This is a genomic window from Sinorhizobium chiapasense, assembly GCF_036488675.1.
GTDB classification, from domain to species: Bacteria; Pseudomonadota; Alphaproteobacteria; order Rhizobiales; family Rhizobiaceae; genus Sinorhizobium; species Sinorhizobium chiapasense.
The window spans coordinates 1,440,209-1,463,951 of record NZ_CP133152.1 but is presented as its reverse complement, the minus strand read 5'-3'; the positions used below and the strand labels follow the sequence as shown (position 1 = coordinate 1,463,951).

The 23,743-nt window shown below is 62.9% G+C and carries 20 protein-coding genes; 7 read left to right on the top strand and 13 right to left on the bottom strand.

Annotated features, from left to right (window positions below; all coding sequences use genetic code 11):
• From RB548_RS31330 to RB548_RS31310, 5 genes are all read right to left on the bottom strand, one after another.
• The gene (locus RB548_RS31330; protein ID WP_331376261.1) at positions 1-1,764 is read right to left on the bottom strand and encodes an ABC transporter ATP-binding protein; all 1,764 of its coding nucleotides are present in this window, start codon (positions 1,762-1,764) and stop codon (positions 1-3) included.
• Positions 1,765-1,773: 9 nt separating this feature from the next.
• Positions 1,774-2,847, bottom strand: a complete 1,074-nt coding sequence (locus RB548_RS31325) for an ABC transporter permease (RefSeq protein WP_331376260.1) — start codon at positions 2,845-2,847, stop codon at positions 1,774-1,776.
• Positions 2,848-2,919: 72 nt separating this feature from the next.
• Complete coding sequence (locus RB548_RS31320) at positions 2,920-4,320, bottom strand: CmpA/NrtA family ABC transporter substrate-binding protein (protein WP_331376259.1); 1,401 nt, start codon at positions 4,318-4,320, stop codon at positions 2,920-2,922.
• A gap of 352 nt (positions 4,321-4,672) precedes the next feature.
• Positions 4,673-5,893 carry a CmpA/NrtA family ABC transporter substrate-binding protein gene (locus RB548_RS31315; protein WP_331376258.1) on the bottom strand — a complete coding sequence of 407 codons (1,221 nt, stop codon included), beginning with the start codon at positions 5,891-5,893 and terminating at the stop codon, positions 4,673-4,675.
• Positions 5,894-6,487 carry an ANTAR domain-containing response regulator gene (locus RB548_RS31310; protein ID WP_331376257.1) on the bottom strand — a complete coding sequence of 198 codons (594 nt, stop codon included), beginning with the start codon at positions 6,485-6,487 and terminating at the stop codon, positions 5,894-5,896. It abuts the gene before it with no gap.
• A gap of 226 nt (positions 6,488-6,713) precedes the next feature.
• On the opposite strand from RB548_RS31310, the gene RB548_RS31305 reads away from it, so the two are divergent.
• Complete coding sequence (locus tag RB548_RS31305) at positions 6,714-7,670, top strand: S1C family serine protease (protein WP_331376256.1); 957 nt, start codon at positions 6,714-6,716, stop codon at positions 7,668-7,670.
• A 77-nt stretch (positions 7,671-7,747) separates the two neighbouring features.
• Here RB548_RS31305 and RB548_RS31300 read toward each other — a convergent pair whose 3' ends face one another.
• From RB548_RS31300 to RB548_RS31265, 8 genes are all read right to left on the bottom strand, one after another.
• Positions 7,748-7,984, bottom strand: coding sequence for a hypothetical protein (locus RB548_RS31300; protein ID WP_331376255.1), 237 nt, complete (start codon positions 7,982-7,984; stop codon positions 7,748-7,750).
• A gap of 122 nt (positions 7,985-8,106) precedes the next feature.
• The gene (locus RB548_RS31295) at positions 8,107-8,826 is read right to left on the bottom strand and encodes a TfuA-like protein (protein ID WP_331376254.1); all 720 of its coding nucleotides are present in this window, start codon (positions 8,824-8,826) and stop codon (positions 8,107-8,109) included.
• The gene (locus RB548_RS31290) at positions 8,823-10,016 is read right to left on the bottom strand and encodes a YcaO-like family protein (protein ID WP_331376253.1); all 1,194 of its coding nucleotides are present in this window, start codon (positions 10,014-10,016) and stop codon (positions 8,823-8,825) included. The genes RB548_RS31295 and RB548_RS31290 overlap by 4 nt, the downstream gene beginning before the upstream one ends.
• A gap of 61 nt (positions 10,017-10,077) precedes the next feature.
• On the bottom strand, positions 10,078-10,296 hold the full coding sequence (locus RB548_RS31285; protein WP_331376252.1) for a hypothetical protein: 219 nt from the start codon (positions 10,294-10,296) through the stop codon (positions 10,078-10,080).
• A 36-nt stretch (positions 10,297-10,332) separates the two neighbouring features.
• Positions 10,333-12,201, bottom strand: coding sequence for an SARP family transcriptional regulator (locus RB548_RS31280; protein ID WP_331376251.1), 1,869 nt, complete (start codon positions 12,199-12,201; stop codon positions 10,333-10,335).
• 31 nt (positions 12,202-12,232) lie between these two features.
• The gene (locus tag RB548_RS31275; RefSeq protein WP_331376250.1) at positions 12,233-12,691 is read right to left on the bottom strand and encodes a helix-turn-helix domain-containing protein; all 459 of its coding nucleotides are present in this window, start codon (positions 12,689-12,691) and stop codon (positions 12,233-12,235) included.
• Between the two features lie 240 nt (positions 12,692-12,931).
• Positions 12,932-13,555 carry a LysE family translocator gene (locus RB548_RS31270; RefSeq protein ID WP_331376249.1) on the bottom strand — a complete coding sequence of 208 codons (624 nt, stop codon included), beginning with the start codon at positions 13,553-13,555 and terminating at the stop codon, positions 12,932-12,934.
• A 2-nt stretch (positions 13,556-13,557) separates the two neighbouring features.
• Entirely contained in the window at positions 13,558-14,010 is a 453-nt protein-coding gene (locus RB548_RS31265) for an Lrp/AsnC family transcriptional regulator (RefSeq protein WP_331376248.1), read from the bottom strand.
• Between the two features lie 174 nt (positions 14,011-14,184).
• On the opposite strand from RB548_RS31265, the gene RB548_RS31260 reads away from it, so the two are divergent.
• From RB548_RS31260 to RB548_RS31235, 6 genes are all read left to right on the top strand, one after another.
• Positions 14,185-14,724 carry a gluconokinase gene (locus RB548_RS31260; RefSeq protein ID WP_331377179.1) on the top strand — a complete coding sequence of 180 codons (540 nt, stop codon included), beginning with the start codon at positions 14,185-14,187 and terminating at the stop codon, positions 14,722-14,724.
• Between the two features lie 62 nt (positions 14,725-14,786).
• Positions 14,787-15,767 carry a cellulose biosynthesis protein BcsN gene (gene bcsN, locus RB548_RS31255; RefSeq protein ID WP_331376247.1) on the top strand — a complete coding sequence of 327 codons (981 nt, stop codon included), beginning with the start codon at positions 14,787-14,789 and terminating at the stop codon, positions 15,765-15,767.
• Positions 15,768-15,865: 98 nt separating this feature from the next.
• Positions 15,866-18,046, top strand: coding sequence for a UDP-forming cellulose synthase catalytic subunit (gene bcsA / locus RB548_RS31250; protein ID WP_331376246.1), 2,181 nt, complete (start codon positions 15,866-15,868; stop codon positions 18,044-18,046).
• Positions 18,043-20,373, top strand: a complete 2,331-nt coding sequence (locus RB548_RS31245) for a cellulose biosynthesis cyclic di-GMP-binding regulatory protein BcsB (protein ID WP_331376245.1) — start codon at positions 18,043-18,045, stop codon at positions 20,371-20,373. Before bcsA ends, RB548_RS31245 begins: the two co-directional genes overlap by 4 nt.
• A complete protein-coding gene (locus RB548_RS31240; protein WP_331376244.1) occupies positions 20,370-21,413 on the top strand; it encodes a glycosyl hydrolase family 8 in 1,044 nt (347 codons plus the stop codon). The genes RB548_RS31245 and RB548_RS31240 overlap by 4 nt, the downstream gene beginning before the upstream one ends.
• Positions 21,410-23,560 carry a cellulose synthase gene (locus RB548_RS31235; protein ID WP_331376243.1) on the top strand — a complete coding sequence of 717 codons (2,151 nt, stop codon included), beginning with the start codon at positions 21,410-21,412 and terminating at the stop codon, positions 23,558-23,560. Before RB548_RS31240 ends, RB548_RS31235 begins: the two co-directional genes overlap by 4 nt.
• The last annotated feature ends 183 nt before the right edge of the window (positions 23,561-23,743 follow it).

The following is a 23,743-nucleotide window of genomic DNA, read 5'->3' as shown; positions in this document are numbered from 1 at the left end:
TTACTCCGCGGCTTGTTTCTTGAGGGTTTGGGCGGACAACATCGTTCGGGCGGCGCGCTTCGCACGGATCGCTTCGAGATGTTCGGGAGCGGGGCTGGCGCCGCCTTCGTAGGCCTCCAGGAAGTCCAGGAGCTCCTCGCGATAGGCGTAGTAATCGGGGTGCGACAGCAGCTCCTTGCGCGAACGAGGCCGCGGCAGGTTCACTTCCATGATATTGCCGATCCGCGCGTTCGGGCCGTTCGACATCATCACCACCCGATCCGCGAGCAGGATCGCCTCATCGACGTCGTGCGTGACGCAGATCGCCGTCACCTGGGTCCGCTTCCACACGTCCATCAGCACTTCCTGCAGTTCCCAGCGGGTGAGGCTGTCGAGCATGCCGAAGGGTTCGTCGAGGAGGAGCAGCTTCGGCGAAAGCGCAAACGCCCGGGCGATGCCGACGCGCTGCTTCATGCCGTTCGACAGGTCCGCCGCGAGCCGATGCATCGCATCGCCGAGGCCGACGCGCTGCAGATAATATTCGACGACGTCGCGGCGCTCGGCAGGCGTCGCGTCGGGATAGACCCGGTCGACGCCGAGCGCGACGTTCTCGCGGGCGGTCAGCCAGGGAAGCAGGGAAGGGGCCTGGAAGACCACTGCCCGATCCGGACCGGCGCCCGAAATTTCCCGTCCGTCGAGGATGATGCCGCCGGACGAGATCGGGTTGAGGCCGGCCATCATCGACAGGACGGTCGACTTGCCGCATCCCGAATGGCCGATGATCGAGATGAATTCGCCCCTGTTCATCTTGAGGTTGAAGCCGTCGACCACCGTCAGCGGACCTTTCGGCGTCGGATAGACCTTTCGGACTTCGAAAAACTCGACGTAGCTCTTCTCGATCGCGGAACGCGCCTTTCGGGCATAGGCGTCCGGCAGCTTGGTGCCGGTAAGCTTCTGCGTGATCGGCACGACGTTGGGCAAGGCGACGGCGCCGCTCTCCCCGGTATTTCGCCCGGCGCCCAGATCCATCAGATATTCGGTGACGGCGCCGCGCAGACGGATGAACTCGGCGTTCGAGTTCATTTCCGCGCGGTCGCGTGGGCGCGGCAGGTTCACCTCGAAGCTCGGCCCGAGCGAGGCATTCGGGCCGGGCGCCAAGGGAACGATCCGGTCTGCAAGCAGGATCGCCTCATCGACGTCGTTGGTGATGAGGACGATGGTCTTCTTTTCCTTCGACGAGATCTCGGCGAATTCGTCCTGCAGCTTCGAGCGGGTGAGCGCGTCGAGTGCTGAGAGCGGCTCGTCGAGCAGGAGCACGTCGGGCCGCATCGCGAGCGCTCTTGCCACGGCCACGCGCTGGCGCATGCCGCCCGAGAGCTCGGCGGGCCGGCGCTCCGTCGCATGGGAGAGACCTACCATTTCGATATAGTATTGAACGACGCTCGCCCTTTCCGCTTTGCTCTTGCCGGAATGCACGGCATCGACGGCAAGGGCGACATTGGCGCGGACCGAGAGCCAGGGCATCAGCGAATAGGACTGGAAGACGACCCCGCGCTCGGGCCCGGGCCCTGACACTTCCTTGTCGCGGAAGAGCACCGCGCCGCGATCCGGCATCGTCAGGCCGGCGAGGAGCGAAATCAGTGTCGACTTGCCCGAGCCGGAGAAGCCGACGATGGCAATGAATTCGCCTTCCTCGACCTTGAGGTTCACGCCCGACAGGACATCGTTGCGCGACTTGCCCTCGCCGAAGGACTTCGAGACATCGCTGAGTTGAAGAATTGCCACGCGCGCCTCCTATCGGTTCGTCGAGAAGGTGAAGGCGGATTGGAGGGCATACATGACCCGGTCCAGAATGAAGCCGATGATACCGATTGTGAGCACCGCAACCATGATGCGGGCGAGCGAGTCGGAGGAGCCGTTCTGGAATTCGTCCCAGACGAACTTACCGAGGCCGGGGTTCTGGGCGAGCATCTCAGCCGCAATCAGCACCATCCAGCCCACACCCAGCGAGAGTCTCAGGCCGGTGAAGATCAACGGAAGGGCGGAGGGCAGAACCAGCTTGCGGATCGTCGTTGCCGTCGAGAGCTGCAGGACCTTGCCGACGTTCACCAGGTCCTTGTCGATCGAAGCGACGCCAAGCGCCGTGTTGATCAGCGTCGGCCACAGCGAACAGAGGGTCACGGTCACGGCCGAGATCACCAGCGACTTCGGCATCAGGCTCGACGGATCGACATAAAGTGCCGAGACGACCATGGTCACGATCGGCAGCCACGCCAGCGGCGAGACCGGCTTGAAGATCTGGATCAGCGGGTTGATGGCGCCGTTGATCGTCTTGGAGAGCCCGGAGGCTATCCCGAGCGGCACGGCGACGATCGTCGCGATCACGAAGCCGAGCCCGACGGTCATCAGCGATGTCGTGATCTGGTCGATGTAGGTCGGCTTGCCGGTGAACACCCGATGCTTCACCTGATCGGCCCTGCCGTCGGCAACGAGCTTGGCGTTGCGTTCGTCCTGCCGGGCATAGAAAGCCGTTGCCTTGCTCCGTTCCGCGAAATGATCCTTGAGCAGCACGTTCGCCTGGCCGAAGACGGCGGCGGGGCCGGGAATGGCGCCAAGCGAGGTTTGAACCTTCGGCGCAAGAAAGCCCCAGAGGGCGAGGAAGCACAGGATGCCGGCGAGCGGCACCAGCAGCACCTTGCGAATCTCGGACATCTGTTCGGCGACATTGTCGCCAGCCGCCATCCGCAGGATCGGGGTCACCCAGCCGAGGCCAAGCACATTGAGCCAGCCGGCGGCTTTGTTGATCCGCTGAAACAGGCGCTCTCGTCGCGCGAGTTTCGGGTCAGCCAGGGTAATCGCTTGAGTCATGGATTTGTCTCATCTGTTGGAATTGTGATCCGGGAGCCGGCGGCCACGGGTTTCGCGCCGCCGGCTCGACGTTCAGCCGCCGACGACATCCGACCCGGAAATCGTCTGTTCGTTCTTCAGCCCGATCTTGAGGGAGTCGATGTAGGCGTTCGGCGCCTTGGCATCGAAGCTGACGCCGTCGATGAAGTCGGAGGTCGGCGCCCTGTAGCCGTCGGTGCCGAAGGGAAAGTCGCTTGTGTCGGCCTTGCCCTCTTCGACCAGCATCCCTGCCGCTTTCAGGTAGATGTCAGGCAGGTAGACGGACCTTGCCGTTTCCGCGTACCAGGCATCGTCCTTGTGCTCGGCGATCTGGCCCCAGCGGCGCATCTGCGTCAGGTACCAGATGGCATCGGAGTAGAACGGATAGGTCGCGTTGTGGCGGAAGAAGACGTTGAAGTCGGGAACGTCGCGCTTGTCGCCCCGCTCGTATTCGAAGGTGCCGGTCATCGAGTTTGCGATGACGGCCGCGTCGGCCCCCACGTATTCGCTGCGCGACAGGATTTCGACGGCCTCGGCCCTGTTGGCGTTGTTGTTCTCGTCCAGCCATTTGGCAGCGCGAATGAGCGCCTTCGTCAGCGCGAGGGTCGTGTTCGGGTATTTCTCGGTGAATTCCTTGGTCAGCCCGAAGACCTTCTCCGGATTGTTCTTCCAGATTTCGTAGTCGGTCACCACCGGAACGCCGATGCCCTTGAAGACCGCGGCCTGGTTCCACGGTTCGCCGACGCTGTAGCCGACGATCGTGCCGGCTTCGAGAGTCGCCGGCATCTGCGGCGGGGGTGTCACGGACAGGAGCGCGTCCGCCCTGATCTGTCCCGTGACGTTTTCCGGCGAATAGAATCCAGGATGGATGCCGCCGGCAGCGAGCCAGTAGCGAAGCTCGTAGTTGTGGGTGGAAACCGGAAACACCATGCCGAGATTGAACGGCTTGCCCTCGGCCTTGAACGCATCGACGACGGGCTTCAGCGCGTCAGCCTTGATTGGGTGGAGCGGTTTGCCGTCCTCGCCGAGCGGAATATTCTCCTTCATCATCGCCCAGACGTCATTCGAGACGGTGATGCCGTTGCCGTTCAGGTCCATGGAGAAGGGCGTCACGATATGCGCCTTGGTGCCGAAGCCGGTCGTGGCGGCGAGCGGCTGACCGGCGAGCATGTGCGCGCCGTCCAGTTCGCCGGTTATCACGCGATCGAGCAACACCTTCCAGTTGGCCTGCGGCTCGAGCGTGACGAACAGCCCCTCTTCTTCGAAGAAGCCCTTCTCATAGGCGATCGCCAGAGGCGCCATGTCGGTGAGCTTGATGAAGCCGAGCTTGAGCTCGTCCTTCTCGGGCACCAGCATCTCGGCAGACGCGAAAGAGCCAACGCCGACATAGATGGTTACCGCCCAGGCGGCGACGGTCGAACACTTCGCGAATTTTCCGGTGGAAGGCCTGCTCATGCTTTTCTCCTGTGTACCGGCGATGGGAGGTTCGCCTGCGGTTGCGACGTTCGGGCAAAAAAGAAAAGGCTGCCAAACCGCAGTCCAACGCTCTGCCTCGTTCAGAGCGCGTTCCCGGTTTGGCAGCCTTGCCTTCTGCGCCCTTCATTGGGCGCCAATTATTTCGAGCGGACCCTCACTGGCCCTACGCTTTCCTCAATGCAGGAACCGTGCCAGTTTCGCGGATGGCCGGATTCTCATGATCTTTCAGTGATGAAGCCCGAAGGGCATTCCGCTGATGAAAGGCGATTAAGCTGTTGCTTGAATAAATTTTGCGCAGTGCACAATAATCGAGCAGAGTGCCGGCGCGGGTTCAGCGCTGGCTCGCCAGATAGTCGTCGAGCCGGTCCGGGTCGAAGATCCGGCCGTCGAAAAAACCATCGGGGCCGAGAACGAGCCCTTTTTCCGAAGCTCCGACCGGTGCCGCCACGGTCAGGGCGCCCTCGACCTTCATATTGGCGCCAGGCATCGGCGCGGCGATCGGCTTCAGCGCCTGCCGGTAGATGTCGGGCCGGTAGGTGTCACGCGCGCGCTCAGCAAGCGCGGCCGAATGCGGCGTGTGTCCCCACCGCACCATCTGGCTATAGAACCAGAGGGCGTGGCTCTGCCAGGGAAAGCTCGCGCCCTTGGCGTGCGGGACAAAGAACTCCGGAATGTCGCCGGTCGCGCCATCGCCGAGCATCAGTCGGCCCGTGAGGATCGGCATCAGCCTCTGGCGCGGCAGGTCAAGATAAGCAGGCGTGCTCATCAGTGCCGCGAGTTCTTCGTGGTTTGCGGCTTCGCTGCACCACATCGAGCTTCGGTAGAGCGCACGCAGCAGCGCGTCCAGCGCGGGGCGGTGTTCGGAGGCAAACCGGGCCGAAACGCCGAGCACCTTTTCCGGACTCAGCCGCCAGATCGACGCCTTGGTGGTGGCAATACGCCCGGCATGCCTTGCAACCGCGACACTGTTCCACGGTTCGCCGACGCAGAAGCCGTCGATGGCGCCAGTCGACAGCGCATCGGCCATCAACGGCGGCGGAACCACGACAATCTCGACGTGGCTTTCCGGATCGATGCCGCAGCCCGCGAGCCAATAGCGCAGCTCGTAGTTATGGCCGGAGAAAGGGTGGACGACGGCAAAACGCAGTGGCGGTTCTCCGGCGTCGCGGCGTCGCTGGACGACGCGCCTCAACGCCGCGCCATTGGCGGTCGGGTCGGTGCCGGGTCCGGCGCCGTCGGCGACCATGCGATCCCAAAGGCCGCGCGAGACCGTCACCGCATTGCCGCCAAGTCCAAGCGCAAAGGGTGCCACGAGGTCCAGCGACAGTGGCGTGAGGCCGAGATTGGATGCAATAGGCATCGGTGCCAGCATGTGGGCGGCCTGGAAATGGCCGACGGCGATCCGATCGCGGATATTGGCCCAGGAGGTTTCCCGGACCAGTTGCACCGACAGGCCCTCGTCGGCGATGAAGCCCTTTTCGCTGGCGGCGACCAGCACGGCGCTGTCGAAGAGCGGCATGAAGCCAAGGGTAATGTCGGCGGTGGCAGCCATTCACAGGTCCTCCAGCAATCCCGCCGCCAGCACCAGGCTCTGTGCGATTTCGGCTAACTTTCGGTTCTGGTTCATCGCAGCGGTGCGCAGGAGCTTGTAGGCCTCTTCTTCGCTGATGCCGCGCGACTTCATCAGGATGCCCTTGGCGCGGTCGATCACCTTGCGGTCCGCAAGCTCGCTGCGCGCTTCCGCCAACTCGCGCTCCATGCGTGAAAAGGCATTGAAACGGCTGATCGCCATGTCGAGGATCGATTTCACGCGCTCCTGCCGCAGTCCGTCGACGACGTAGGCCGAGACGCCGGCGTCGATCGCCGCCTCGATCATGCTGCTGTCGGATCGATCAACGAACATGGCGATCGGGCGCTTCACCGAGCGAGAGAGCTGGAACATGCTCTCCAGCAAATCGCGATTGGGATTTTCGAGATCGATGACGATCACATCCGGTTGCAGCCGTTCGATCACGCGCCCGACGCCATGGACATCGTGCACGATGCTCACGCGGTTGTGGCCCGCATCGCGCAAGCCTTCCTCGATGATCGAGGCGCGGATGGCGTTCTCGTCAATCACAAGAATGGTCAGGTCGCGGCGGGTCATGCGGCGATCATGATGCAGCGCAGCAAATTTCGCAATACATTTGCCTAAAAAATTTGCGCAGCCGAGAATTGCATGAATTTAAGGCGATATTGGAGTGCGAAGTGCCTCTAATCAGCCGAGGCTTGAACCGGTCTGCAGGCCCCTCCATCTATTTTGAACAACAGTACCAAATTGTTTCGGTCCGTTGGTTCGGCGGCGATGGTCGCCGCCGTTTGAGGATCAGATCATGGGTTTCATCGACAAGGAAATAGCGCCCGTCGACGACGGCGCGCTGACGGATGCCTATTCGCATGCAATTGCCGGCGCGGTCGACGTGGTCGGTCCCGCGGTCAACCGCATCGAGCGCGTTGGCGGCAGGGCCGGTCATGGCTCGGGCTTCGCCATTTCTTCCGACGGGCTGATCGTGACGAACAATCACGTCGTCGGGGATTCGAGGGCCGTTCGCATCACGACACCGGACGGCTTCGTGACGGAAGGTCGTGTGCTCGGTCGCGACGTCGACACCGACATCGCGCTCATACGAGCGAACTCGGGCGTCGGCGCCTGGGCGCGACTAGGGGACTCGCAGCGGTTGCGACGGGGCCATATTGCAATTGCCATCGGCAATCCGCTGGGCTTCGAGTGGACCGTCACGGCGGGCATCGTCTCGGCGCTTGGTCGCACCATGCGGGCGGCGAGCGGACGCCTGATGGACGACGTGATCCAGACGGACGCCGCCCTCAATCCCGGGAATTCCGGAGGGCCGCTGGTCTCGTCGGGCGGCGAAGTCATCGGCGTCAACACGGCTATGATCCAGGGCGCGCAGAGCATCGCCTTTGCGGTCGCCTCGAACACGGCGAATTTCGTGATTTCCGAGATTCTGAGATACGGTCATGTCAGGCGGGCGTACATCGGCATAGCCGGCGACACGATCGAACTGCCCCGCAGGATCGCGCTCGCGGCCGGGTCTGACCGGACGACATCCGTCCGGCTGAGACGGCTGGAACCCGGCGGTCCGGCCGAGCGCGGCGGTCTTCGGGAAGGCGACTATATCCTGGCGATCGACGGCAAGCCGGTCGGCGGCGTGGACGACGTCGTCAGGCTGATGGACGGTGAGAAAATCGGTCAGGCCACCGAATTCCTGATCTTTTCGGTGGCAGGCAAGATTGAAAAGAGGACCTTGGTGCCCGTCGCTCGATCGTAAGCGGTCTGTGTTGGCCGCCCGCGATGGCTGAGCAGTGGGAGCGGGTTCCGGTTGGAAACCGCTCCCCACGCGTTCAGTCAGCAGCGGCCCAGGCTGCCCAGAGCCACCAGATCGACCGTCGGAAGAACGTTCTTGTCGCTGATGTATTCGACTTCCTGAAGCAGGGAGGCCAAGGCCAATTCCAGGCAATATTGCACGCCCTCGACGTTCAAAGTCTTGGCGGAGTCTCGTGCGTAGCTGACGAGGCGGGCAAGGGCCAGAAGTTCCTTCTCCTTGTCTTCCACGTCGATAGGTAGCTTGATGGATTGCTGCATGATTTTCCCCAGTGTCACTCGGGGGTCACTGCGACCCGCTTTCCGCAGCAAATATAGCGTGACTTTGGCGCCGTGGGCGTGACACGGGCGTGACACACGCTGAATGGGAAATGCAACCGGTCCTACGTCTCAGGTTGATTAAGCAAAACCTTCCACATACTTGTCGAATTGAATGCCCGGCCGGGTCTTTCGCCGCGCCGTTCCTCCGGCTGGGCGCTGACCGCGTCGAAAAGCGCGAGGGCGTCGATGCGCTTCTGGTCGACCATCTCCTGATGAAGCCTTGCCGCCAAGGCGGCGCGATCGGCATCCGCCTGAAGTTCTGCATCGGCAACGATCGCCGCCCATGTGCGCCGCTTGTAGAATATCTGCCCGGCTGCCGCTTCGATCCGCATGGCATCCGCAATCGTAATCGAGCCGCCCTGCCTGAGGCGCGCAAGCGTCGCGCGCACATTGACCAGCGGGACCGTCAGGGGCGCATAGCCGAGCTCGGCGGGCGCATGAAGCAGGGCCACATCCGAGTCGTCCGCAAGCTCGCCTGCGGCATACTGGCGATATATGTCTCCGATCCCCACCATTCCGAACGGCGCACACTCAGCGGCGCGCAAGGCACCCATGCTCGCCGCCCCGAAGACCTGTACACCTTGTGAAAGGGCGAACAGGATCTCCTTGTGCCAGACCGGCGCCACATGTTCGAAGTTGCCGTCGACAAGGCCGATGATCGTCGCCCCGGCGCGTACGACACGCAGGATATCTCCCTGCATCGCCGGCGGATGGACCGCGAAAGCCGCACCGGCGAGCGCGCGCGCATCCGGGACGGTCGGGCCGACGAAGACGATCTTCATGCCACCTCCAGCGCCCGGGAGAGTGCCCGTGTGCCGAAGCGGCGCTTGCGCTCGCCCTCCGGGTTTTCCAGCTCCGGAACGAACACTTTCACAACCGCAAAGGGCAGGTCATCCCCGAGCAGCGGCACGGAGATGACCTGACCGATGCCGGCGTCCCGCAGCCGCTGCAGGACGAAAGACAAGAGCGCGTCCGGTCCCCCCGCCTGGGTAGCGTCGACGCGTGTCGGCGCTTGCGGCACAGCCTCGAACAGTTTTTGCGTCTGCTGCGGCAAGGGGCGAACGAACGTCTCCGGATAGACGTCGTCGCGCGCGCCGCTGATGTAGGTGAGCCTCGATTGGGCCGCTTCGGTTACGGCGCGGATGGCCGCCCGTGCTGCAGTCGGATGTGCCCCATGTCCGACCGTCACGTGATGGAAAAGCGGCGCCTTCGCCGTGAGAATGTCTTTCCCGGCCACGACAGCGGTGAAGCTCGGTATGCCGACGTCGCTGGTGATGTCGAAAAGGCGCAGCTCGAGTTCGGCTGCGGCAAACTTTGCGGCCATCGCATCGAGCACCGGATCGCCGAGCGCCTGCGGTGCAACGCAGCGTCGAAGCCTCGTTGCCAATGGCGTGAGGCGCCACAGCACCTCCGCATCGCGTTCGATCCGCTCCAGGAGCCCATGTAGCACCGCTTCAGTCTCGGTGTTGCCGGAGGCGAGGCCATCGGACGATTGCCAGTACCGGCAGTTCTCCACCGTCCTGTCGAGCAGCGCGGCCTCCAGCGGAACCCATGTCGGCGCTCCTCTGTCGAGGTCGCGGCCGAGAACCCAGCGGATCGGTTCATCGTCGGCAAGATCGGCTCGCGCGCTGGCGATCAGCCCCGGTAGAGGCAGGGCCTGATCGCCTTCGGCCAATAGCTCGCTGCGGTTAACAACTCTCGTCGGCACGCGCGGCGCGCATGCGACGGCACGCTCGAGCGCCTCCATGGCGGCCGAGACTTTGGCGTCGATGTCCGTTATGCCCTTGCCCTGATTGATGACCAGCGACTTCGAATTCGGAGACACGGCATTCCAGACCGGTATGCCGATGCAATCCAGTCCGGTCAGGCGTGCAAGCCGCGTGATGCCGAACTCCGGCAAAAGCGGTTCGATCCGGCCGAAGGTCGTTTCGGCGGCACAGATGCGATCGGAATAGCGAATTGAGCTGGACATGGCTATCGAGGGGTCGCACGGGCGACAGCCCCTTTGGCCTGCCGCCCGTGGCAATACCCGGCTAGCCGTCCAGGAACCCCCCGAAAACGCGGTCGGCAGAACTTGCCGCAGCGGCCAGATTGACAGTCTTGATGACGGTGGACCCTGCCTTGCGCAATGCGTCGGCGTCTGCCAGCGCACCCTGCTTGGGCGGATCGATCCTGGTGACTGTCCCCGCCCTGAGATCCGCGAGCCACAAATGATCCTCTCCGGCAATGCCGAAAACAACAACCTCAGCCATTATTTCACCCCTCTTGCTCTCGCGCGGAATTGCGCCTCAAAAACCCGCCTTCTTCAGGCCCTCGCGGTAATGCTCCCTCTGCCAATCCTCCCGGATGGGCACGATCGCCATCCAGCGGTCGAGATCGAAGTCCGGATGGACATCGAGTGTCTTTCGCACGAACTGGCGAGCCTTTCTGCGGTCGCCGAGCATGCCCCAGCTCGCGGCCGACAACCGGTCGGCCGGTGTCCGGTCCCGCATCCGGTCGATATAGGCGAGCGCCTGTTCGTAGTGGCCAAGAGAGTAGCTGGCGCCGGCGGCCGTCCAGAAATATTCGTCCGGAGCGATCGGGTTGAGATCGATCGCCGCCTCGATCTTCTGCAGGCCCTCGCCGGGACGGGAGGCCTGCACGAGGGTGTCGGCATAGCTGGCGATAACATTGGCATAGTGCGGGCTGAGCTCTTCCGCCCGGTCGTGGAATTCGACGCTTTCGTCGAATTCGCGGAGGTAGAGCTTGACGACTCCGAGTTCCCGGTGGCCGGAGGCGAGCGTCTCGTCGGCGGCGATCGCGTCACGCGCATGTCTTTCGGCCAGCGTCAGCAGCTCGCGATCGCCGCGCGCCGTCAGCAGCCATTCGACGAAATAGCTCCTGGCAAGCCCGCTCATGGCGGGGGCGAAGTCCCGCTGGTCGCTCAACGCCTCGCGGAAGCTCTTGCGCGCGCGGCGGATCTCCGGAAGGTTGAGATGCTTGAGATACCGCTGGCCGAGGAGATAGCTGCGATAGGACTCGCCATTGCGCTCGTAGGCGTGTCGGGCGGCTTCATTCCGTTCGACCTGGCTTGCGATCGCCGAAGCGATCCGGTGCGCAATGCCCCTGCGCGACTGCATCAGCCCATCGCCGACGAGATTGAACCGGTCGGCCCAGATGACCTCGTCACTCGCAAAGAAGATCAATTGGGCAAAGAGGCTCTGCCGATCGCCCTCGTCAGTCAATCGTGTGTCGAGGATATAGCTGATGGTGTGCCGTTCGTAGGTGTTCGCCTTGTCGGCCTGAAGGCCGATCTGCGCCGCGGTATAGGGCGCGATGACGCTGACGGACCGAAGGGCGCAGAGGCCGATCGTCACGTCCTCGATGAGCGAGCTTGCGAAGATTGCCGCGGCGCTATCCGCGCGCTCGGAGTTTGGCGGCAGCAGCACGAGCCGCGGCGGCTTTCTCTGCTGATGGTCATCCCCGACAAGGACCTCGACCGGTGCGGAGGGCAGGCTGCCGATGACAGGCACCGAGCGGCTGACGCTGTCGAAGATGACCTGCGCATCATGATGCCGCCCTTCGGATTCCAGCGCACTCTTCAAGATCGCGCGGACTTCCTCGTCCGACGGACTGCGTTCGAGCAATCGCATTGCCGCCGACTTGAGAAGTTCGCGATGTTTGCCGGCGGCGGCGGGCGTCGCGGCAAGCAGGCGTTCCCTGAGCAGCGACATATGCGTCTCGCGCTGGTGGCTGATCCAGGCATCGAGCGCCTTGCCGTGCGATTTCGCGTCCTTCAGGAAATCGTCGCGCAGCACAGTGGCAATGCGGCAGAAGCGAGCCACGGCGTCGCCGCCATCGTCCGTCACGGCATCCAGATCGCTCGTCAGGGTTCCCGGATTGAGCAGGATCGACGACTGCGAAAAGGTCAGAAAGGTGCGCCCGAGCTCCATCTGCTGGGCGGTGATGCGGGAGATTGTCTTGCGCAGGTTGACATAGGCCTGGCTGGGCTCGACCCCGTCCCACAGCAGCTTGGCCGTTTCCGCCCGGGACTGCTCGCGATGGCCGTTGGCAATCGCGAGACACAGGATGAGCAGGCCCTTCTCGGGGAATGCGACTTCGCGGCCCGCTTCATTAAGCAGGCGCAATCGTCCCAGAGTCTGCAACCTGTAGGTCATGCGGCCCCCTCGCTGACGGTAAGGCTAGCTCTTAACCGTGCAGGGGCTCTGTGCGGCGCGCGCCAGCGGCGACGCTCGTTGACTCCGTATCTGGTGTCTGGGCCATCGCGGCTACGAGCGAGATGATCTTCTTCCGCAACACGGGATCGGCGATCTTCAGGAACGCCCTGTTGAGCGCGATGCCTTCCTTCGAGGCGACGAAGGAGGAAATCTCGTTCGACTCATGCATGTCGCCGGCGCTTTCTCGGCCCGACGGCCTTTCTTCGTCGCGCTGGAAGAAGAAGCTTGGGTGGACGCCCAGGATATCGGCAATCGCCTGCAGCCGGCTCGCGCCGATGCGGTTCGTGCCCTTTTCGTACTTCTGTACCTGCTGGAAGGTGATGCCCAGGCCATCGGCCAGCTTCTCCTGGCTCAGCCCGACCATCAGTCTGCGCATTCTGACGCGAGAACCGACGAAGGTATCAATCGGGTTTGGATCCTTCTTGTTCATCTCAATGATTCTCCTCGGAGCGGTGCGACCTCATGCGTATGAGTTTGCTCGAATAAGTGTTGCGATGCAATCATGGCGCGCCAGAATCCATGGGCCGAAACACATTTTGTGATTGTGTCGCGTTATGATTGTGGCGCGCCGGCATACGACCGCCCGTTGGCCGCCTTGTGACTCACCAGACGGCTGGTTCGCCCTGAAACCGGCGCCGCGAAGGCTTCGGCACCGGCGACCGCGAGGGCGTCAGACAAACCGGGTTGCGCTCGAGACGAGCGCAGTTACGCCAAATCCGATGAGCAGAAGCCCGGAAATGCGCGACACCCAGGTGGCGAAACCGTCCGGGAGCCGCGCCTTGGCAAGCGCGACGCCGCCGCTCAAGAAGAACCACCAGGCAAGCGAACCGAGAAAGACGCCCGAGACGGCAATCGCGCCTTTTATCCCTTCGCCGACCGTCGAAAGCCCGAGCCCCGCGAAGATGGCGGCGAAGGACAGGATCGTCGTGGGGTTGGCGATCGTCAGGAAGAAGGTCGCAGTCGTTGTGTGAACGAGATCGCGCGCGTCGATCTCGGCGGCCATGGCAACGGGTTTCGGCGCGAGTCCGCGCCAGCCGAGCCAGATCATGAACAGGCCTCCCACCAGGCTCAGCGGTGTCGCGATCACGGAAAGCACGGCAGCGAATGCCGCGAAACCGACCGCCGCAAGCATCGCGTAGGTCGCGTCGGCGAGGGCCGTTCCGAGGCCGCCGGCAACGCCGGCCCAAAAGCCGCGCGTCAGCGTACGGCTGATGCAAAGCGCGCCGATCGGCCCGACCGGCGCGGCAATGGCAAGGCCGAGCAGGAGGCCTTTTCCGAAAAGCAGTACAGACATGTCTATCGGACCTCCGGTCCCGTGAAGAGGTTATCGGCAACGGTCGAAAGCGCGATGACGGTCTCGCTGCGGGCGAGGTATCGCCGTGCTTTCAGCTCCGAGAGAAAAGGCTCGATGTCGCCGAGCGTCGGCATGCGGATCTTGACGCAATAGGACCATGAGCCGGTCACGTGATGGCATTCGGCGACAACCGGGTGCGTTGCCATGAATGCACGGAATTCGGTTTCATCGGCATCGGCCGAGAGGGCGATCCAGACAAAGGCGAGAACGTCGAGGCCAAGAGCGCGATGATCCACGTCGAGCGTAAAACGGCGGATCGTGCCACTGGCGACGAGACGGCGGATGCGTTCGTTGATCGCCGAGGGCGAAAGGTCGACCGCCGCGCCGATGTCGGTCAACGATGTGCGGGCATCCTCCGCAAGGATTCCAATGATTTTTCTGTCTGTGACGTCCATTTCGGAAAAATACGTGGCGTTATGAGAAAATTCAACTGTTTTTTTGGATTTCGTCGTTTCAAATGGCCGGGGCAGCGGCGACGTGCGCTTCGCGCCGCTTGCCCACCGCCGCCGCGGAAGTTAAGAGCGAGGCGCAATCGCTTGCCCACAGACAGGGATGCCAGGTCCAGGATGATGATCGACAAGAGGCACAGGCCCGCGGCACCGGCACACAGATTTCCAGGCTCGATCATCGTGATGGGCGTGTCTGGCAGCGGAAAATCGTCCGTGGGCGAACACATCGCGAAGGCCTGTGGCTATCCCTTCATCGAGGGGGACGCGCTCCATCCACCCGAGAACATCAAGAAGATGTCGGAGGGCATTCCGCTGACGGACGATGACCGCTGGCCATGGCTGGCGGCGATCGGCCGTAGGCTCGCGGAAAACTCGGGCCCGGCCGTCGTTGCCTGTTCGGCGCTCAAACTCAGTTATCGGCAGAAGCTGCGTGAAAGCGCGCCGGAGGGGCTGGCCTTCGTCCATCTCCATGGAACCGAGGCGGTGTTGGCGGAGCGCATGCAGCATCGCACCGGCCACTTCATGCCGCCGTCCCTGCTGAAGACCCAGCTCGCGACGTTGGAAGATCCGACCAGCGAGGTGAACACCGTGGCGATCGACATCGACCAACCGCTGGCTGCGATCGTCGATGAGGCGCTTACCGCCCTCGGCAAGATGTAGCCGCACGCGCCCCCCTATTCCCTAAGGTTTGATAAACGGCACGGATCGACTATGGATTCCGCATGGCAAAGCGGTTCTTGAGTCGGCGATTCGGCCTTTTTTGGGAAGGGGTGGCGCTTGCCGCCCGCCGATGCACGGGCGGTCCCACGGGCATGCTTGCCATTCTGGGCCTTCTGCTGGTCGGGTGCGCGGCGCGCGAAGGCGTACGCACGATGTCAGGCGCGGCCCTTGTGCCGACGGAGAATGCGCTCATCTTGCCGCCGCCCGGCGGCCCGGCGGTCCTCAACGTCGTCGAACGCCGTTTCGCCAACTCCATAGCACAGGACGTCTTTCTCCATACATCCGCCTCGACGCCCGGACAGAATTTTCTCAAGGCCCAGTTTTTCGGGCCGATGGAAACGGTTTTCGGCCAGCAGAGCAGCGCATACCTCCCTGTTCGCAGCTCGCAGATGATGCGCGAGGCGCGGCGGGCGGTGCCCGGAGCGGCACTGACGCAATCGCCCTATTTCCTTCAGAACAGCTACGGACCTTTCGGTTACGCCTTCGGGCGCGGTCGCGGGGACGATGCCTGCCTCTATGCCTGGCAGCAGATTCGCCCGCCGCAACACCGCCGCTCGCCGCTGCAGAACCATGGCACAATACAGGTCCGGGTGCGCTATTGTGCGGCTGGAGCCACGGAAAGAGAACTTCTCGCGCCCGTTTATGGCTACACAATCAGCGGCACCTTTCCCGATCCGAGGTGGAATCCTTATGGCGAACCGCCCGCGGTAGATCCCGGCATTGGTCGTACCGGCAGTCCCATCTATCCAAAGGAGCCACCCGCGATCGAGCGTGTTACCGTGGTCGAGAGAAGGATCGTCCGTCCGGCAGTAGGGGCCGGAATGGGGAGGCCGCAAGTGCGGGAGCAGGCTGCGGTGCCCGGGCCGCCGGACCAGGCTGCAAGCGGCCTGCCAACGCCGACGGGAACGCCGGCGGGGGCGGGGAGCACGGTTGTGGTACCAATGCCGACCTGCGACGCGCAGGCCGGAACCGATTGTCCTTGATCAGCCTGTAACCAACGTTTGGTATGAGGCTGGTCGAACTTTAAGGACCTGTTTTGGTCAAACCAGCGGCATGATGCCGTCTGCTGGAAGGCGAATGAATGAGTAAAGTTGCTGCCCTTGCCGTGTGGGCGTTTCTTTCCCTTTGCGTCGTCGCCCTGATCACGCTGCCTGTCAATCTGCAGACGCAACTGATCGCAAGTGTTGTCGTCGTGACCTTCATGGCGCTGATCAAGCTCGTGAACGCCGGCGGCAGATGGCGGCTGATCGCGCTTGCCTTCGGTACGGCAATCGTGCTGCGCTATGTCTATTGGCGGACGACCAACACCTTGCCGCCCGTCAACCAGCCTGAAAACTTCATTCCGGGCTTCCTGCTCTACCTCGCCGAAATGTACAGCGTGATGATGCTGGCCCTCAGCCTTTTCGTCGTGGCCATGCCGCTCCCGCCTCGACCATCCCGGGCCGCCACGGCAGCAAAATCCCCGAAGGTCGACGTCTTCGTTCCCTCCTACAACGAGGAGGCATCGCTTCTCGCCAATACGCTCGCGGCAGCGAAAGGCATGGACTACCCGGCCGACAAGCTGACGGTATGGCTGCTCGACGATGGCGGGACCCAGCAGAAGCGCGACTCCGCCAGCCTCGTCGAGGCGCAGCGCGCCGCGGCGCGTCATCTGCAATTGCAGGAACTGTGCGCCGATCTCGGCGTGCGCTATCTGACGCGCGAGCGCAACGAACATGCCAAGGCCGGCAATCTCAACAACGGAATGCTGCACGCCGACGGCGAATTGATTGCGGTGTTCGATGCCGATCATGCGCCGGCCCGTGATTTCCTCCTGGAGACGGTCGGCTATTTCGAGGACGATCCGCGTCTCTTCCTGGTGCAGACGCCGCATTTCTTTCTCAATCCGGATCCGCTCGAGCGAAACCTCAGGACGTTCGAAAAAATGCCGAGCGAAAACGAGATGTTCTACGGGATCATCCAGCGCGGCCTCGACAAGTGGAACGCCGCCTTTTTCTGCGGCTCGGCGGCGGTGCTGCGGCGAGCGGCGCTCGACGATGCGGGCGGGTTCAGCGGCTCCAGCATCACGGAGGACTGCGAAACGGCGCTGGCGCTGCACGGGCGCGGCTGGAACAGCGTCTATGTCGATCGTCCGCTTATCGCCGGGTTGCAGCCGGCGACCTTTGCCAGCTTCATCGGTCAACGCAGCCGCTGGGCGCAGGGCATGATGCAGATCCTCATGTTCCATTTCCCACTGTTGAAGCGCGGCTTGTCCCTGCCGCAGCGGCTTTGCTACATGTCGTCCGCCCTGTTCTGGATGTTCCCGCTGTCGCGCACGATCTTCCTGTTCGCGCCGCTCTGCTATCTGTTCTTCGATCTCGAGATATTCACGGCATCGGGCGGCGAGTTCCTGGCCTATACGCTCGCCTACATGCTCGTGAACCTGATGATGCAGAACTACCTCTACGGATCGTTTCGCTGGCCGTGGATCTCGGAGCTCTACGAATATGTGCAGGCGGTGCATCTCCTGCCGGCAGTGTTTTCCGTTCTGGCGAGTCCGCGTAAACCCACCTTCAAGGTGACCGCAAAGGACGAGTCGATATTCGAAAGCCGACTTTCGGAGATCAGCCGGCCGTTCTTCGTCATCTTCGCCGTGCTGTTCATTGCCCTCCTGATCACCGCCTATCGCGTCTATGCGGAACCCTACAAGGCGGATATCACCCTTGTTGTGGGTGGCTGGAATTTCTTCAATCTGGTCCTGGCCGGTTGCGCGCTCGGCGTCGTGTCCGAGCGGGGTGAAAGATCGGGGTCGAGGCGGGTCAAGGTCAGTCGCCGATGCGAGTTCGGACTGAATGAGAAGTGGTATCCGGCAACGATCGAGAACGTTTCGGCAAACGGCGCCCGCGTGCAGGTGTATGGGTTGGGTGATGGCAATCTCGTCATCGACACGCAGGCCCAGATTCGCTTCGAGCCTTATAGCGGGGGCGGCACGCTCGATACGCTGCCGGTTGCGATCAAGAACGTCGAATCCGGCGGCGACATAACGATCGTCGGCTGCCGGTACCTGCCGGAGGTGGCCCGTCACCATAGCCTCGTTGCCGACCTGATCTTTGCAAATTCGCAGCAGTGGAGCGAATTCCAGCGCCTGCGGCGCGCAAATCCTGGGCTGGTGCGCGGAACGCTGTGGTTTTGGTGGCTCTCGCTTTATCAGATGAACCGAGGACTTGTTTATCTCTTCCGCAGCATGGGTTCCGCTCAACGTGAACCGGGGCGCGCGCGATGATCAGGATGCTCGCATTCGTGATTTCGGTGCTTGTGTGCGGGCCGACCCTGGCCCAGCCGGCACCCTTCGACATGACGGGCGAACGTCCCGCCGAGGAGCGGGCCCCGGTACAACCTCCGGCGAGGCCCGGCCAGACAGACCGGCAGGCTGATGACGCCGCGACCCCACCAGCGGAGCAGCCGATTGCATTCCGTCGCCATATCATCCCATTTTCGACGCTTTCGCTGACGGGGGAATTCGATGAGCGGACATGGTCCGTCTATCTGACGCCGGGTCAGGCGGCAGCGGGAAACACGCTCACCTTCGCCTATCAGAATGCAATAGTCGTTGCGCCCGAGGCTTCCGTTCTTTCCGTGATCGTGAACGGCAGGCTCATCGGCGAAGGGCCAGTGCGCGCGACCGAGGCGCCACAAACACGGAGTTACAAGCTCCCGCCGGATCTGTTGCGGGCGGGGTCCAACGAAGTCCGCTTTCGTGTCCACCAACGTCACCGTACGGACTGCACCATCCAGTCGACCTATGAACTCTGGACGGAAATTCCGTCCGAGACCGCCTTCATCGAGTTCGCGGGGCGGGACGCGGGCCGGTTGTCGACGATCGACGATATACGCGCGACCGGCAACAACGGCGATGGCCGCACGCGGTTCAATATCGTAATGCCTGCGCTCAACCAGCCGAGCAGGACCGGCACAGTCATGCGGCTTGCACAGGGATTGGCTCTGCTTGGACACATGCCCGCTCAGAGCGTTCTCGTGACGGAGAACATGCCTGTGCTCGGCCAGCCCGGAGAGTTGACGGTCCTGGCCGGCACGGTATCCGAATTGGCACCCCTTCTGCCGTCGATGCCGGACGGAGCGTCGGCGACATCTGTTGCTACCTTCGTACAAGACGAGGCCAGCGGCGCGCCGCTCCTGGTTTTGACGGGGCCGGATTGGTCGGCCGTCGAAGCTGCAATCGAAGAGGTCACCAAAATAACCGAACGCCCGTCGGACGTGCCACGTGACGTCATCAATACGGAACGCTGGCGCCTGCCTCAGCCGCCCCTGTTTGTTTCAGCCAAAACGCTCCGGTTCTCGGAGCTCGGGGTCACAACGGCCGAGTTCTCGGGGCGCCGCTTTCGCACGCCATTCAGCGTCTCCCTCCCTTCGGATTTTTACGCGGGCGCCTATGGCGAGGCCACCATTTTGCTTGACGCGGCCTATACGGAAGCGGTGCGTTCAGGCAGCCGGATCGATATCTATGTCAACGGTAACATCGCTTCGACGGTGCCGCTAGGTTCGGCAAGCGGCCGCTTTGTCCGCCACCTGCCCATCAGCGTCACCCTTCGCCACTTCCGGCCCGGTCCCAACCTCATCGAGTTGGAGGCTGCCTTGCTGACCGAAGCCGATAGCGTCTGCGCACCGGGAACTACTGCATCGACCGAGGCGCGATTCGCCCTGTTCGATACGTCCGAGTTTCGCATGCCGGATTTCGCACGCATCGGCCTGCGTCCGAACCTCGACGCCATGTCGGGCGTCGGCTATCCCTACCGCGCCGATGCGGGACCGGTTGCGCTCTATCTCGACCGGCGCGACACGGAGACACTTTCGGCCGCCGCGACTTTCGTGTCACGGCTGGCGCTTGCAGGCGAAAGCTTAGCGCAGATCGAGCGCATCGCCACGCCTTTGGAGGTCGGTGATCGCAATGCGCTCTTCATCGGTGCTTTGCCGCAGCTGCCGGACTCGGTGCTGACGCAGGTCGGTATCGACGCAAGCGTCAAGGTTTCGTGGGGCAGTGCCCCGGATACGGTTTCGCGCACGGTGACACAGACAGCGTTCGATGAGTGGAGAGCGCGATTGCGAGGCGGGGGCTGGCGGATGCCGATTGCAAATATTGAAGACTGGATGAGGGAGACCTTTGGTATTTCCTTGACTTCGCTCACGATCACGCCGGGGAAGGAGAGCATTTTTGCACCGCTCGACGCTGCAACCCTGCTCATTGCTCAGGCAGCCAATCCCGCAGGGACCGCGACGTGGACCGTTGTGACTTCGCCGACACCAAAGCTGCTCGAAGAGGGCGTCTCGGCGATCGCGGATATCACGAGATGGAACCAGTTATCCGGTCACATTGCGACCTTCGAACCGCTCAATGAGTTGGTCAGAACGATCCCGGCCAGGCAGTTCGAGTTCGTGCCGACACAGGCTCCGTCTCTCTGGAACTATCGATTGATCGGCGCCAACTGGCTGTCGACGAACGTCCTTCTTTACGCGTTGTTGCTCGTCGGCCTCGCCATTTTGCTCGGCATTTCAACAGCAGGACTGCTTGGCAAGCTGGGGCGTCGCCTATGAAGTGGTTGGTCGCATTCGTATTTTTGCTGGCGATTTCAGGTGGCGCTGTACAGGCGCAGGAGGTGCGCGCGGTCGTGAGCGAAGATGCGTGGACACAGTACAAGGCGAGGTTTCTGGATCCGAGCGGCCGCATCGTCGATGACGGCAACGATAATATCAGCCATAGCGAAGGACAGGGTTACGGCCTCCTTCTTGCATTTCTTGCCGACAATCCGGCCGACTTCGAGCAGATCTGGTCCTTTACCCGCCGCGAACTCCTGCTTCGCGACGATGGGCTAGCCGCCTGGAAATGGAGCCCGGTCGATACGCCGCATGTTGTCGACATCAACAATGCGACCGATGGCGATATCCTGATTGCCTATGCGCTGGCGCTCGCCGGCGAGCGCTGGGGGCGAAGCGATTACCTGAGCACTGCGTCTGCAATGGCGAAGGCGATTCTTGACAATGCCGTAGTCGAATATGGCGGCAGGACGCTGCTCACGCCAGGAGTTTCCGGCTTCTCGGCGTCGGATCGTGCCGATGGCCCGGTCATCAACCCGTCCTACTGGATCTTCGAGGCGTTCCCGGTCCTGAACCGGGTCGCCCCTTCACCCAAGTGGCAGACCCTTTCCGAGGAAGGAGAGGCGATGATTGAGGGTCTGCAGTTCGGCCCGAGGAAGATGCCGGCGGACTGGGTGAGCGCCCGGACGATGCTGAAGCCGGCGGCGGGCTTCCCGGCTCACTTCGGTTACAACGCACTGCGCATTCCACTCTACCTTGCGCGCGCAGGCTACACGGATCGCGAACTCCTCTCGCGATTGGCGGACGGCATGGGTACTCCGGATGGAGCAATCGCCATCATCGATCTCGATGGCGGGACCGTGATCAAAGCGCTGGACGACCCGGGTTATCGAATTGTTAACCATATTCTGGCCTGTGTCCTTGACGGAGCGAAGCTGCCGGACACCGCCAGGTTGTTCAGCCCCACGCAATATTATCCTTCGACACTTCACCTGCTGGGGTTGTCCTTTGTGGAGCAAAATCATCCGGAGTGTTTATGAAGACCCCAATCGTTGCCTCCGTGGCTGTCTTGATCGCGGCGATCGGCGTTGCCGGCCTCGCCGACGACAGGCATCTGCGGCAGGACATCGGGGAACTGATCAAGCACACCGTCCCCGAACGGGTTGCTTTCGTCCTGGGCGACAGCCTCCCCGGCAAGGCTGCGGCGGAAGAGATCGCCCAGGCGGCAAGCCCACCGGAGGCCGAAGCGCAGCCCGAGGAGCCGGTCGTCGATGAATCTGCACTACGCTATTTCGCCAGCAAGGGCGACACCGCGCGTCTGGAGGCCGAGATAGCGCGCTTGCGGACGCTTTATCCGAATTGGACGCCTCCGGAAAATCCGCTGGCGGTGCCGCGCAACGCCGACGCGCAACTCGAAACCATGTGGCAGCTTTATTCGGAGGGGCGCTACAGTGAGGTGCGCAGGGCGATCTCCGAACGGCAGTCGAACGATCCCGGCTGGCAGCCGCCCGCCGATCTGATCGAGCGCCTCGACATCGCCGAGGCGCGCGCGAGGCTTATCAACGCGTCCGACCTCAGGCAATACGAGACTGTCATCCAGGTGGGCGCCCGCACGCCAAGCCTTCTGACCTGCAGCGAAGTCGACGTGCTGTGGCGCGTCGCCGAGGCCTTTGCGCAAACGGACAGGCATGACCGGGCGCGTGACGCCTATCTTTATATCTTGAAGAATTGCGACGACCAATCGGAGCGGCTTGCGACGCTGCAAAAGGCGGCGGCCCTGCTACCCTACGCGACCGTCCAGGAACTGCTTTCCTTCGAGAGGACGACGGCGGCGGGAACGCTTGAATTCGAAACAATCCGCGACGATCTCGCACGACGTTTCGTTGCCGAAGGTAACGACGATGCCGCGCTTGCCGTCGATCCGAAATATCTGCAACGCGTCGAGCGATTGGTGGAAACGCAAGGCCTGGCGTCGGACGCGTTGCTGCTCGGCTGGTATCAACTGCGCCGTAACAACATGAGCGCGGCAGAGCAGTGGTTCCGCCGGGCACACGACAAGCAGGATTCCGCCGAGGCTTCCCAGGGGCTGGCGCTCGCGCTCATCGATCGCAAGGCGCCTCAGGAAGCCGAACAAGTGCTTTATCCTTGGCGGGATGCATCGGCCGACGCACACGCGACCTACATGGCAGCGGCGGCCAATCTGCTGGCGATGGATCCTCCCGTCGCGCTTTCAGCCGATGTCCTCCAGCGTATCTCCGTGGAGACAATGAAGGGCCGCGACCCGGCAACCGCACAGCAGTTCGGCTGGTATGCCCGGGCGCTCGGACAGCACCAAACGGCCGCCCAATGGTTTTCCGCTGCGCTTCGCTGGAAACCGGATGACGAGCCGTCAGCCTATGGTCTGGCGCTCAGCCGTCATCAACTCGGCGACGAAGCGGGCGTCGCCGAAATTCAACGCCTTTGGGCCGGGCGATCGGAACGGATCGCACGGCTAACGGAGACGGAAACTACGCCGCAAACCCAATTGCCGACGCCGACGGCAAACGGTGCGCCACAGCCAGCGACGGTTACGCAGCGGCCTGCGGCGGTTACGACACCCCGACGCGAGGGCGTTCAGCCTGTTTATCGCGGGACCGCGCCGCGGGCGGCAGCCCGAAGCACCGCCGGTTGCCGCGCGACGCGCGATCCGGGCCGGCTCTCGCCGGCGGCGGCGCTGGCGCGCGGGTGGTGCCTGATGGATCTGAACCGGCCGCTTGAAGCCGCAGAGGCGTTTGAAGTCGCGCTGCGCGCGCCGCAGTCGCGGTTGCGCGAGGATGCCGCCTATGGGCAGAGCCTTGCCTATCTGCGCGCCGGCCTGACCGACAGGGCGGCGGTCGCGGCGACGAAATCGCCCCAGCCCCGTGCCCGCGTCGATGAACTGCAGACGGCAATCCTCGCCGATCGGGCGATCGCCGCATTCGATGCCGGGCGCTATCCCGAGACATTGCTGTTGCTCGACCGGTTGAGCCGGATAGCGTCCGATCGCTCTGACCTGATGGTTCTTCGTGGTTACGCATATCTGCAGCTTAGACGCTTCGCAGAGGCGAAGCAGATCTTCGAAGCGGTCGCGGCGACCGGCAATCGCGATGCCTTGCGCGGGCTTGCCGACGTCACCACCGCGTGGGAAGTCTGGCCTAACAAAAATTGAGGCTCTCTCCATTGCCTCGCTAAGGAAGGAACGAGCCCTCGAATCGGCGCCGCAGATATCGGCGAAGCCCTGCCGGTGTCGAAGCATCGATTTATCGCATTCCGGCGCGTGCGTTTTCATATCGTGCTTGGCCGGGCGGCTCTTTGGAAGGAAATTAGCGAACGGCGATGTTATCGTTCGCAG